11 protein-coding genes and 1 pseudogene are annotated in these 13,019 nt (G+C 52.7%); 5 read left to right on the top strand and 7 right to left on the bottom strand.

All coding sequences use genetic code 11. The features are described 5' to 3' along the window. The 3 genes from VMJ32_07545 to VMJ32_07535 all read right to left on the bottom strand — a co-directional run. Positions 1-1,089, bottom strand: a 1,089-nt coding sequence (locus VMJ32_07545; protein HTQ38864.1) for a BON domain-containing protein, incomplete at its 3' end; no start/stop codon positions are given. A gap of 438 nt (positions 1,090-1,527) precedes the next feature. Then, positions 1,528-1,857 carry a hypothetical protein gene (locus tag VMJ32_07540; GenBank protein ID HTQ38863.1) on the bottom strand — a complete coding sequence of 110 codons (330 nt, stop codon included), beginning with the start codon at positions 1,855-1,857 and terminating at the stop codon, positions 1,528-1,530. Between the two features lie 289 nt (positions 1,858-2,146). Beyond that, positions 2,147-4,081 (bottom strand): thioredoxin-like domain-containing protein, encoded by a 1,935-nt coding sequence (locus VMJ32_07535; protein ID HTQ38862.1) that lies wholly within the window; start codon positions 4,079-4,081, stop codon positions 2,147-2,149. Positions 4,082-4,335: 254 nt separating this feature from the next. Here VMJ32_07535 and VMJ32_07530 point away from each other — a divergent pair. After that, positions 4,336-4,625, top strand: a pseudogene (locus VMJ32_07530) (metalloregulator ArsR/SmtB family transcription factor). Between the two features lie 148 nt (positions 4,626-4,773). On the opposite strand, the gene VMJ32_07525 reads toward VMJ32_07530, so the two are convergent. Next, a complete protein-coding gene (locus tag VMJ32_07525; protein HTQ38861.1) occupies positions 4,774-5,907 on the bottom strand; it encodes a DUF1559 domain-containing protein in 1,134 nt (377 codons plus the stop codon). Positions 5,908-6,405: 498 nt separating this feature from the next. On the opposite strand from VMJ32_07525, the gene VMJ32_07520 reads away from it, so the two are divergent. The 4 genes from VMJ32_07520 to VMJ32_07505 all read left to right on the top strand — a co-directional run bounded on the left by VMJ32_07520 (position 6,406) and on the right by VMJ32_07505 (position 9,837). Next, entirely contained in the window at positions 6,406-7,170 is a 765-nt protein-coding gene (locus VMJ32_07520; protein ID HTQ38860.1) for an AraC family ligand binding domain-containing protein, read from the top strand. 284 nt (positions 7,171-7,454) lie between these two features. Continuing rightward, positions 7,455-8,477 carry a zinc-binding alcohol dehydrogenase family protein gene (locus VMJ32_07515; GenBank protein ID HTQ38859.1) on the top strand — a complete coding sequence of 341 codons (1,023 nt, stop codon included), beginning with the start codon at positions 7,455-7,457 and terminating at the stop codon, positions 8,475-8,477. A gap of 41 nt (positions 8,478-8,518) precedes the next feature. Next, complete coding sequence (locus VMJ32_07510; protein HTQ38858.1) at positions 8,519-8,971, top strand: RbsD/FucU family protein; 453 nt, start codon at positions 8,519-8,521, stop codon at positions 8,969-8,971. Then, on the top strand, positions 8,971-9,837 hold the full coding sequence (locus tag VMJ32_07505) for an amidohydrolase family protein (GenBank protein ID HTQ38857.1): 867 nt from the start codon (positions 8,971-8,973) through the stop codon (positions 9,835-9,837). The genes VMJ32_07510 and VMJ32_07505 overlap by 1 nt, the downstream gene beginning before the upstream one ends. On the opposite strand, the gene VMJ32_07500 is transcribed toward VMJ32_07505, so the two are convergent. The 3 genes from VMJ32_07500 to VMJ32_07490 form a co-directional block, all read right to left on the bottom strand. Next, a complete protein-coding gene (locus VMJ32_07500) occupies positions 9,826-10,812 on the bottom strand; it encodes an aldo/keto reductase (GenBank protein HTQ38856.1) in 987 nt (328 codons plus the stop codon). The two genes, VMJ32_07505 and VMJ32_07500, sit on opposite strands and share 12 nt — an antisense overlap. A 47-nt stretch (positions 10,813-10,859) precedes the next feature. Next, complete coding sequence (locus VMJ32_07495) at positions 10,860-12,128, bottom strand: tagaturonate epimerase family protein (GenBank protein HTQ38855.1); 1,269 nt, start codon at positions 12,126-12,128, stop codon at positions 10,860-10,862. Positions 12,129-12,397: 269 nt separating this feature from the next. Further along, positions 12,398-13,019: helix-turn-helix transcriptional regulator (locus VMJ32_07490; protein HTQ38854.1), on the bottom strand; the 622-nt coding region annotated here is incomplete at its 5' end.

Raw genomic sequence — 13,019 nt, 5'->3', positions numbered from 1 at the left:
GCCCAGCGGCACTTGCGGATACGGGTAAAACGGCCCAATGTACGGCCACGCCGTTGGCGAGTATTGTTTGGGATACGTCACCGCCGCATAGTTCGGATAAGCGGCGTAGCTGGGCCACGCATAGCCGGGCATCTGCGGATGATCGAAATGATACGGGGCCGGCGCACCCGGACCCATCGGCTGCATGGAAGGGACGGGTTGCGGCGGAGAAATTCCTTCGCCACCTCCACCAGTGCCGCCGTTTTGCATCGCAGCATTCCGGTATTGCGTGGGATTGGCGGCGCCAATCGGCAATGGAACCGACTGCATGGTGGGCCGCATCGGGCCACTGGCATTAGGAGCCATGCCGCCAGGACCGGGCGCATAATACGCCGCATTCGAATTGTTATATGCCATCTGATTTCCCTGGTTGTACGCACCATTCATCGAGCCATTGCCCGCATTTCCCGGAAAGTAACCCGGCGCTGTCTGGCCATTGGCCCGATAGGGTTGACCGCTCGCCATGGACGCCGCACCGTTTTCTTGGGCAGCGTGCGCCGGAGAAGTTTTTAGATTCTGTGCAGATTGGCTGCTGAAACTGGCCGACTCGTCTTCCGTTTCGGGAATGGGTCCCGCCACCAGCAACTGCTGCTTAGCTTCCTCCGGCAAATCCAACGTGGCTTGAATCACCTGTTGGCGATAAGGCGACGAAGGATGAAATTCGTTCAACCTGCTCGTGTCAACCGTTTGCTGCACGGCTTGCTGTGCGGTACTGGCGGCGCCAGCGCCGCTGGCCACGTTGCCGGGCTGTTGCAGATTGGAAGCAGGCGATGCTGCCGCCGCACTGCCGATGGTCAGGTTATTGACCACGCGCTCCACGCCGGGCGTTTGTTGGGCGGTTTCGACGGCCACGCTCATTTGCTTCGGATTGGCCACAAAACCGTTCAGCCATGCGGTGCCATCTTGCACCTTCACCGCCACGCTGTAATTTTTCAAATGACTTTTGAGACTGTCCGCAATTTGCTGCGAAGTCTCTTGATCACCGGCCCGAACCATGCCGGCAAACAAGGCGCTGCTGACCAGCGCCGCCGTCCATAAAACACGTCGCATAATTCCCCTCCTGTGTGAACCGTGCCCTGGCGATCGTTCGACGAGCGTTTCCCGGTTGCCAATTGCTATCATGGCGTGGCCACGTTAGGTGGCAGGGTTATAACCGGCGTTGTTGACCGGGGTGAGCCCGTCGATCGATGATGTTGCATTCCCAGCGCACACCCTCTTGGCGCAAACTCGACGTCCCCGAGGTGCCGCTGTGAATAGGTGTCGGTTGCCGATTGTGCCGAAGGGGAGTTTTTTTTCGGATTTGACGAGAGTGGCGCTTAAAGCGCCGCTGGCACTGCTAGCGAATCGGCAAGCTCAGACAAAAGATTTACCAGCGGCGAAAGAGCTTTTTCAAAAGCAGCATAGAAACGAGGATGATCGATCCCATGGCTCTGCCTCGGGACGGGCACGCGGGAAAACGGCACAATATGCGAGATGGTGACGGCGATGCTAGATCGTTGCCGGGCGGCGACGATGGTCGAAGTCCCAAATCGCCAGCAAAATCATCCCCGCTAACGTGCTGGCTGATAGCAGCCAGCACTTCGCTCCCAAGGCCAGCGCCAGCGAAGTAGAAATTCCTACCACGACTAAGGCCAAAGCAAATAGGGCGTGGCATAATGCTTGATATCGCCAGCGGGCACTTAAGCGCGCAACGAAACCGCACGCCCAACCAGCAAACTGGACAAGTCCAAATAGCCAAACCAGCGCCGAAAAATGCACTTCCTGCATGGCGTTCACTCCCGGTTCCATCCCGGCGGCCGGGATGAGTTTGTAGCCCAAGCTTCCTTGCTGGGCATCACGGGAGAAAGAAAGCGATTATCGTGCCAAGCTCCAGAGAATGCACCGCTGGCAAAATGCTGCCAGCAGTGTGGTTTGCGCTTAGCCAAGCGTGAGTTACGCCAATTTTGCCGTGCGATATTTTTTTGCGAATCACGGTTTTGGCGAGGCTTTTCCCGCCAAAGCCACGACAGCTTTGCAATTTATACAACCGGCAAAGTTTATGCAAAGTCGCTTTTTTCAAGCGATTTCGCCCTTCACGATTATTTGCGGGCGGAAAATCTTTGGCCGATCACTTACCCGCCGAATCTGCATTCTTCAAATGCGACCGCAGTTCCGTCTCCAGCTCGGTAATGTGCACGCTGCGGTTGATGACGTTGCCTTTGTCGTCGACCAAAATCATGGTGGGCAGTGTCAAGATGCCCATGTCGTTGGCCAAGCGGCTATCCAGTCCGCCCGGTTCCCACAGTTGCGGCCAGGGAAGTCGGTTTTTGGATAAGTATTCGTTGGCGTCAGCCAGATTGGTGTCGACATTCACGCCGACCAGCGTAAAGCCGCTTTTGCCGTATTTCGCATACAACTCTTTGAGTTCCGCGAAATCGGTTTTGCACGGCTCGCACCAGGTGGACCAGTAGTGCACCAGCACGTATTTGCCGTGCTCCTTGGCGATATCGTACGCTTGGCCGGTTACCATTTTAGACCGCAGTTGCATTGGCTTGCCGACGCTGTCCATGCGGTTCAGCGCGCCCCGGGCTTTTGTCGCTGAAGCAGTGCTTTCAAAATCGGAAACCAACTGGCCATACCACTTTCTGGCCTTTTCTTCCTGCCCTGCGAATTCTTGCGCAATGCCCAATTGCAGTAGGGCCTCGGCGGTGTCGCTGGCCTTCGGATAATCTTGCACGAATTTTTCGAGGTTATCTAACCACTCCGCCTGCACTTTGACGAACTCGTCTCCCTTTTGCAGCTTCGAGCCGTAACCGGCCGTGAGCAGGCGGTATTTCACATACGGCGCCAGGGCCGAATCCCCGGCACTCTTCTCCACCGTATCGAGCATCGTCTGCAGCTTTTCCACGCCCCCCGGATACATGCCGGTTTGGGCGGCAGCGCTCACCGCGTCGGCAAACTGGCGTATCCACTGTGCCCGGTCTTTTTCCCCAACTTCGTCGATAATACCAAGCATCAATTCCACACGGCGGTCATTCAGCCGGGTTTGCTCCGCTTCCGTGCTGGCTTTGCCCACCGCTTCGTCGAGCTTCGAAAGCTCGTCCATCATTTTCTGCACTTTTTCGCTTGGGCCGTCCGGGTTGGATTCCGCCGCCGTCGTGTCACTGGCGCGGCTGGCCGTTTGGAAGAAAAAGCCGTCGACCTCCGCCAATTTGCTGTTTGGATCGGGAATCGTCGGGGCATCGATCACGCGCCACACGTCGCCCACTTTGATCAGCGTGCCGACCGAAACCTGGCCGTCTTTGCCATCGGTTTCGGTCATGGCCATCACGTTTTCGTAGGCGATGATATCAGCCGTGGCGCCGTCGGTTCCGGCAGGAACTAAACCCGGCCGACTGCCGCCAAAATGCTCCCATTGCGTGTTGGGAGTAACGCTGTGCTGCGTGTGAATTAGGTCGCTAAACTTCGACGTGGCGCCGGTCACTTTTTCGAGCAAATCCTTGGTTTTCGCGGCTCCCAAACCCAGCGATTTGGCTTCCCCCGGTGTCAACAACAAACGATTGAAGCGGCCCGCATCTTTATCGCGAATGGCCATCACCACTTCGGCCGTTACTTCCTCTGGTGAAATACTCTTCCACGAGTCGATTTTGCCGTCTTCGTTCGGGTCCAAACCCCAGCGACTGCCGGCCGTGTTCAGCCAACGATGTTGGTCTGCTTTCCCGTTGAAGTTTTCGTCGATGTCGCGATACACCTCGATGCCGTCTTTGAAGTAGCTCCAGCGATCGACCACGTTGTCGCCGTTGGTGTCGACAAATTCGCGCAAAATTTGCCCGTTGGGTCCCCGCACCACCCAACCCGTTTGATTGCCCACTTTCTCGGCTTTAATGGTGCATTTCGCGATGTCGGCCGGGGCGGGAATATCGTAATCCACATCTTTTTGCACCGGGGTTAACTTCAGGGCTTGATCAATGGTGGGCGTGGCCGCGCCAGCAGATGCTGGCAAAAACGAAATCACGCCTAGCAAAATCTGCGCAGATAACACTCGGCAAAACATGTTTCGCATTGGATCCGTCCTCAACGGGTTGATATCGCCGGCGCGCAACCAGAGCGCGAACTCCGACTCTGCTATCTTTGTCGGCCTGCCGGGGTAGGCGACATCAGCCCCACGTGCCGGTTTTCCCGATCACGAAAACTTTTCCTTGCACTGCAAGCATCGGCCCTCGCTACGCCCTGAAATGGAGGCGCGTAGGTTAAGTTAAACGCGCGATAACCGCTTTTCGCCAATCACAGGGCCAGCTCTAACCGCTCCGCCCTAGAATTTGCCCAAACCTTGGAAATCACGCCGCCGAATGCCTGAAGACCCTGGCACATCCCCATCGGTTGCGCATGGTCCAAATGTTATTTCGCGGCCGTTACACGGTGGGACAACTGGCCCGGGCCTGCGAAATCCCCAGCCACATGGCTTCGGAGCATCTTCGGCTCATGCAGCACTGCCGTCTCTTGGCGGTCAAAAAGAGGGGCGCAAAGCGTATTACCACGTCGCCGAGCCCCATTTAGCAAGCCTGACGCAATGCGTGGAAGCACGCTTCGATCGCGGAACAGATTGATTTTTTGGCGACAATATATCGTATTATCTCGATGTTTTAATACATGATGCGGCCCACCGGCCTGCACCAACTTTTCTGGAAACATGACGGAGTCGAACGTGAATCCTGCATCCATCCAACCCACAGACCTGTTGAATCAAGCTGGCGCCTAAGGTATGTCCACTTCCTTGCTATCCATGCGATTGGCCAGTTTCCAATGAACTCGCTGATCGACGGTAAATGGAATCATCTGCACAGATCCATCGCACATCACAAAGAAGCAACCATTGGCATGCGCACTGCCAAAATTTAAGGTTTCTTGGGCCATGTTGGTGAGTTGAACTGAATCTCGAAGTGGAGTAATGTCGCCCGACCCGGGAGAACTGGCCGTTGTGGGAATTGTCGTGGGACCGTTGACGGCGCTAGCGGCCCACCGCACGATGTCCCAATCGTAGCCGCCATAGATGCTTCCGTTGTCGCCATAACAAGGGGCCGAATTAACACTTGTGGGATCTGGCGTGTAGCACACCGGTAACACGAGTTTTTCGCCAATTAGGTAGGTTTTCGTCAGGCCGTCGGGAATCTGCCTCAATTTTAATGAGCTGCCTTGAAAAATAACTCCTGTCGAGGACGTATAAGCCGACTGGCCATTCATGTAAGAGATCACATTGAAAGAAGAAGTTGTATCCGAACCTTGTGCAGGGCCACCTGGAGGATTGCCCGGCACCAAGGTACCACCATTGCCGGCATAATCAGCCCGCGCACCATTTACAATTCCCGTTGCGTTATACAGGGGAAGGTCGCTGGCGTTAAACACTCCCACAAAGCCATTGTCACCTCGGCGGCTAGGACACGAGAAAAAGGGTGCCGGCGTTGCGGCCATAACTCCTAGGGCAGCATATTTTTGGGAACTACCGGCACTACCCTGTCCCAATCCAAAAATCGACTTTTGTTCGATAAACGGCAATAGAGTAAATCCCCAGCCGCCAGGCTGATTAATACCGTAACCCCGGTCCGGATCGCCCATCCATTTGTACCCCCAGCCTCCGGTGGGAAAAGTCTTTTGCGCGTCCAAATGAGTTTGGGCCGCTAAGCCGAGTTGCTTCAAGTTGTTCTTACACTGTGTTTGTCGCGCCGCTTCACGCGCTGCTTGAATCGCCGGCAGCAGCAATGCGATTAAAATGCCGATGATGGCGATCACTACCAACAGTTCTACTAGCGTAAATGCTGAGTGTTCAAGATTATCCTGTGTCACGCTCGGTACGCGTTTGTCGTGCGCCGAGACGAGCGATGGCGCAATCATTCGAGCTCTCTTTACCAATAGGGTCTAGAAGAAATTGATTCCTCTGCAATGACAACCATCTCGGCCATTGCGTTGACCTTTCGATGGCCAGAATTCCCAACACTTCGCCGCGAAGACGGTTGAATGACCGACTTCTTTCTCCCCGACTCTCCCCACTCGGCGATGCAAATCGAATAGACGAAAAGAAAATGTCTAATGCCTTAGTGTATTTCAACTCGCAACTCTGGGAATGGAGATAGCTTGCCCTGGCGTGCAGGATATTTGCGCAGGCCTGTCTAATATTTGCGCTGACATGGATATTATTTGCATCAATCTCGATTGGCCATGATCTGGCAATGATTGACTCTGTTCGGGCAAGCGATTACCCTCGCCTCTCAGATGACAAATCAGACCCAGATCGTAACGTTACGAGAACGCCTCATTGTTCACAGCTGGAATTTTTTTAAGATTGCAAATTGAAAGAATACGATCTCTCTGGCTTTCGAAGTAAGTTTATTTATGAATCGCTCAGAGCAGTTTTTTGATGATGTTGATCGTTCGCATCGACTTTCGCCGGGAGAACTGCCGAGTTTTATTTCAAAACAGATTATAAAAGCTCGGCGATTCTACTTCGACCTTGGAACCAAGACGTCGTTGCCCATGAAAGTTGTTTTGGGCGGCTCGGAGCGAGTCCGTGCTGATTATATAATTCTCAGGACGATGTTCCCGTACTACAGCATTGAATTTGTCGCAGAGGGGAAGGGAACATTGGAGCTTCGCGGAAAGCGCTACAATCTCATACCCGGTACTGTATTTGGCTATGTACCGAATTCTTCATTGGCCATTCAAGCTGATCCCCGACAGCTCATGCTGAAGTACTATATCACTTTCATTGGAAAGCACGCCAAAAAGCTCTTGGAATCCATAGGCTTTGCCCCCGCTGGGATCACTCAAATCTCACACGTCACGGATATTCGAGATCTGTATGAACTCATGATCCATTACGGTCTAAATTGGACATCATACAGTCAATCGCTTTGCGACTCTGTTCTTAACACTCTTGCCCTTAAAATCGCCGAGCAAACGATCAAACATCCTAGTGATGATCTCCGAGCACTGGCAACTTATCAAAAAATAAAAGACTTGATCGAAGAAGACTTTGCAAACTTGAAAAATATCAAAGATGTCGCTTCGCGTTGCAAAGTGTCCGTGTCTCATGCCTGTCGACTCTTTCAAAATTATGATCATGTGTCTCCTTATCAGTTTTTAATGCAAAAAAAATGAAATGGGCTGCAGATTTATTGACGGATCGCAATCTTCTTGTCAAGGATATAGCCAAGCAAGTTGGTATGGCGGACCCATTTCATTTTTCGCGGATATTTAAAAAAGTATTGGGACTGTCACCGAAGGAGTTTCAACGCCACTTGGTTACCAGCTTCGAAAATCAGTCGATGATCGCCCCAAAATGAGCAACCGCACATCCGCGACTTGTAGAAATGTGAACGTGGGGAATAAGATGATCGCGTTGTGGAAAACTAGTTTGGACGCAGAACTTTAGTAGATTATTTATGAAGGCCCTATCGCTTGCCGGACCCAAGCTCTGGCGGACCATCGAGATTCAATCTCCAAATTCGCCGGCCGCCGGTGAGGCGCTGGTCAAGGTACATCGGGTCGGTATATGTGGGACCGATGTAAGTGCATATCTGGGCAAAATGCCTCTGTTCAGCTACCCGCGGATTCCTGGGCACGAACTAGGCGTGGAAGTGCTCGAAGTTGGCCAAGGGGTTGCGAATGTTCGACCTGGCGACCATTGCTCCGTAGAACCGTATATCAACGATCCTACGAGTTATGCCAGCCGCCGCGGGAACCCCAATTGCTGCGAGCGTTTGCAAGTACTCGGCGTTCACATCGACGGTGGCCTAAGACCACAATTTGTTTTGCCTGCGCGCAAATTACACGTTTCCCACCGGCTGGATTACGAGCAGTTGGCGCTGGTGGAAACATTGGCGATCGGCTGCCATGCTGTGAATCGCGCAGCGGTGCAAGCGGATGATACTTGCTTGATTATCGGTGCCGGCCCCATAGGACTATCAGTATTGGAATTTGTGCGTTTAGCGGGGGCCAAAATCATCGTGCTCGATATTCAACCGTCGCGGTTGGAATTTTGCCGCCGTGTGATGGGAGTTGCTCACACGCTGACGCCTTCGGAGCACGTCGAGGCCGATTTGCGCGAACTTTCCAACGGTCACTTGCCCGACGTCGTTTTTGATGCCACCGGCTCCCATAAGTCGATGTCTCAAGCTTTTGGATACATTGCACAAGGTGGACGACTTGTGTTCGTAGGCTTAACCGGTGAGGAAGTGACATTCCGTCATGCGCTGTTCCATAAGTCGGAGGGTACGCTGCTCTGCTCGCGCAATGCACTGCCGGAGGACTTTGCCCGAATTATTCAGCTCATCGAAACAGGACGCATTAATACACGGCCTTGGATTACCCATCGCTCCGAGTTCGACGAGTTGCCGGAAGTATTCCTATCGTATACTCAGCCTGAGTCGGGGGTGCTTAAAGCTATGGTCAATGTCTGCAACTAACCGGAAATTGTTGGCCATCGCGCTCGAACACTAATCATCTCATGCTCAAGCATCAGCTTCTTCACCCGCAAATTAACGCAGTACTGGGCCGCGCCGGCCATAGCGCCAAGGTGCTGATTGCAGACGGAAACTATCCAGCCTCGTCAACTCTAGGACCACGAGCGGAACTGGTAAGTTTGAATTTGCTGCCGGGCGTTGTCAGTTGCACGCAAGTGCTGGAAGCGCTGGCTACAGCAATCCCAATCGAAGCCGCCCTCACCATGCAGCCGGAAACAAGCGGAGCGCATGCCATGCAGCAAGATCCAACCATTTGGAAGGAATTTCGCAATATCCTGCGTGAACAAAGCATCGCGGTAGACTTGCAACCGCTGGAACGCTGGGAGTTCTATCGGACTGTGCAGTCGCCTGAACACGTACTTACGATCCAAACTGCCGACCAAAGATTGTTTGCCAATTTGCTCTTGGTCGTTGGAGTAAGAAAAGAGTTCGTGTAATGCATGAGTATGAAAAGCCCGTGACGGTTGATGCCCATCAACATTTTTGGGATTTAGGCCGGTTTAGCTATCCTTGGATGACCGCCAACATGCAGACCGTGCGTCGCAACTTTCTTCCCGCTGATTTGCGGCCCGTGCTGAATCGAGTGGGAGTCGATCGAACGGTTTTCGTGCAATCGCTGCATAGTCTTGAAGAAACAGAATGGGCCTTGCAGTTGGCAACGGAAAATCCGTGGATTGCCGGTGTCGTTGGCTGGCTAGATTTGAAATCCCCGGATTTGGAGCGGCACATCGACCGCTTCAGCGACCAAGTGAAGCTGGTTGGCGTCCGGCACATTGTTCATGACGAATCAGATGAACGTTGGCTGCTGGACGAATGCGTGGTGCGCGGCCTGAAGGTCTTGGCCCGTTGCGGGCTCAAGTACGATTTGCTGTTGCGTCCACAGCATTTAAAGTACATTCCGCAATTGGCCCACCGTGTGCCAGGCTTGCAAATGGTCGTCGATCATCTGGCTAAACCGCTCATTGGTCGAGGTGAGTTCGAACCATGGCAAACTGATTTGGCTGCCGTTGCTCGGGTTCCAGATATTTATTGCAAGCTTTCTGGAATGATCACTGAAGCGGACCACCAGCGTTGGAGCGCTGAGGAACTGTTTCCGTATGTCGATATTGTGCTGGATTTGTTCGGGCCGCAGCGCCTCATGTTTGGCAGCGATTGGCCGATGTGCCGATTAGCCGGCGAGTACAGCGAAGTTCTGGCAGCGGCACATCAGGCATTATGGAGTTTATCCGCAGATGAACGGTCAGATATCTTTGGTAAAACAGCCAGCCGCTTTTATCGGTTGCAGCTTTCATCAAATCGATAAAATGCTTGCTTTGGAGGCGCTGTTGTCTTGTTGATTGTTTTCGGGCCGACCCTGCGGCCAAGTTAGATTGCGTATAGGTTGCAAGATCTCATGCACTTCCGTGAGTAGCTCCCCGTCGATTGGCTCGGCAATCCAAGCTACATTTTGTGACAAATTTTTCGGATTGGCAGTGCCAAACAAAGTGGTTGCAATGCTTGGCTCGCTGACGGCGAATTGCATGGCTAATTTGACAATGTCGGTGCCATGTCGCTGACAATGCTCCGCGGCCAAGCGGCATCGCTGTTTGATTTCAGCCGGAGCTGGATGCCAACCCGGTGCGCCACGCAATGACAGCAAACCCATGCTCAGTGGAGACGCATTGATAATGCCCACGCCGCGACATTGTAAAGTTGGAACAATTTCCAAAAGTGAAGTGTCATTGAGTGCGTAGTGGCAATACGAAAGTATAGTATTTACTGTGTCGTTCGGCAGTCGTTCTACGATTTGTGTGAACATACACAATGGCAGACCCGTGATGCCGACGAAACGGGCTTTGCCGCAGTCTTTGACTCGCAGCAATGCGGGAATGGTTTCATCGACAATCTGCTCAATATCCCCGAATTCCACGTCGTGAACTTGGATAATATCGACGTAGTCGGTGCCCAACCGGCCCAAACTTTCATTCACGCTGGAAGTTACACGCCGGGCTGAAAAATCAAAATCTTTGGCATCCGCGCCATAACGACCGCATTTGGTAGCCAAATAGTAGCGATCACGCGCGATACCTTTTAAACATCGACCTAAAATGGTCTCAGCGGTTGTTAATCCATAGTAGGGCGAAACGTCCATGAAATTAATTCCCAGATCTAATGCCGTTCGAACGGTGCGCACGCAATCTGCCTCTTTGACATTGCGGAAGATACCGCCGAGTGAGGATGCCCCGAAGCTCAGCGCCGATACGTTCATTCCGGTTTTTCCAAGCGAACGGTATTGCATAGGGAATTCAGTCTGTAACTAGAAATGCCTCGACTTTCGGCTTGTCATCATCCTGCATTCAAGGCGTTCAAATGCCGCTGGAAATGAGCTATTAATACTTCGTTGTACAGGGCCTGATTTTCCCTGACGACCTGCATCACCAGCGGACCGAAGCGCGGATCGGTGAGGATCGATCCAAACGTACAGTGCAAAATCTGACGCCCCAGTGATGTAAATCCACGGCCTGTTGGCACATCGATCCAGCGCTCCAAATAGATTTTTTGTAGCTCGATGTCGTCGGCAATGTGGGCAGGACCTGGAACAGACTCGATGGTGGCAGAGACGTGGTACGTGGCTTTGTCGGCGTTGTAACGCTCTCTCGCAAACGACACGATTTCTCGAAATTCCGCCGGCGCGCGCAATGCCACGACTCGCAATGCCTCCATATAACTTGTTCCGGCTGTTTTTACGTGGAATAAGCCGCCCGTTGAACGCGCCAAGCAGCCATACATCGAAAGCTTGTCGGACCCCGAATGCAAACTCAATTTGTAAGGCCCCAAATACTGGGCGATTGCCGCATGTTCGGACATTGCCGTGGTCAGTGCCTGCAGGTCGCCTTTGTAATCGACTCCTTTCTCAAAATTACCAATAAAACGGGGCGCCAAGCTCACCAGCGGCAAACCATGGCGACGGAGCTGATCGGCAAAGATGTAATGCTCTGCTGCGCTTGTCGGTTGATCGGTCTCGTCGACGCTGAGTTCAAGTTCACACGATCCGCCGCGCTGGCTGACTGCTTTCTGAATGCATTCGCCCATTTGCAGCGCATGACTAATAGCGTTTCCATACTTTACTGCCGTCCGCAATACTGTCGGCCGATCGAACAAAATCTCTGGACCATGTGGCACTCGGACGACTTTGCCCAAATACAAATCGACCCAGTTTACGTGTTCTCCTAGTGCGAAATACTTTTCTTCCAAGTCGCTGTGGCCGTAATCATCGGCTTTGCGATCAACATAGTCTGATGGATCGATGGTAAAAAACGTGAACCCAGCTTGAGCTGTGTGGTGCACATCTTCTGATGTTTTCAAGTGGTCGGCGTCAGCTCCCCAGGCATCAACGTAGTTGACCTGGGAGAGTGCCTCGGTGGCTGCTTGCATAACCTGCTGGGCAGTGCGCCCAGTGCGCGACATTTCGCGAATTGATTGTTGGGCAAAGATGCCTCGAATCGGCCCACCCGTCCGACATAACGCCTTAACATGTCCTGGCGTCGCGACTCCCAGCCGGTCGCCAAAGCCAAAGGTAGGCTGTAATCCAAGAATGGATGGTTTGACATTCACAAATCGCTAATCGGAGTCTGGAGTTTGGTAACTCCCCGATCCCATGATATTCATTGGTGCATCTCCTGCTCGAGAGTCACATCATATAACAGGTTTTTGTGGAAGAAAAGTCGGGGGGCAGGTGCTTGAATGCGTCAGACCCGAAGACTTACTTACGTTTTAAGAAACGTACTAAGCTTGCCATGTCATGCCTGCAGTGTCACACAGCACGATGATTTGCAAAATCCGCGAGCGCACTTATCCCTCGAATGGTGGTTCCTTCATGTCGATCACTTGGCGGCGTGCTGCTGTTGAAATTCTAAAGGAGGAACCCCGAATACCCGCTTAAATGCCCTAGAAAATTGAAATTGATCCGTAAAACCAAGTCGCCGCGCTACCTGCTTCACTAATACCCCGGGCTCACTCAGCAAATTAGCTGCGTATTGCATCCGAACTCGATTCAGATACTGATATGGCGTCACGTGGTCGAAACGCTTAAAGAGCGTACAAATATAATGCGGCGTTTTATGGCAGTGTGCCGCGACATCTTCAACAGTATTCATCTCCAAAAAGTGCTTATCGATGGCTTCGCGAACATCAAGATAGGAAAACAGTGCTCGCGAATATCTGGCGTCCGCGGGGAGGGCTTGTTCTGCTATTTTGTAGGCTAACGTCTGAACAATCGAGCCACATAGTTGCTGGCTAAAATGTGAGTGCGCCAAGCCATTCACCTGCAGCATCTCAAAGATATCCTGCACTTCGTGCAGCGATCGCACTTGTCGTAAACCACTTGGACCAAAGCCAGCCGTCTCCAAGACTCTTTTAGCATTTCGACCGACAAAAGTAACATAGTATTTGGTCATCGGGTTGCTGGAATCCGAACTAATCTCGAGGGGCATACCGGGCCCGTAC

This window comes from Pirellulales bacterium, assembly GCA_035499655.1.
GTDB lineage: Bacteria > Planctomycetota > Planctomycetia > Pirellulales > JADZDJ01 > DATJYL01.
The sequence above is the reverse complement of the archived record's forward strand: the minus strand, read 5'-3'. Positions and strand labels throughout refer to the sequence as shown.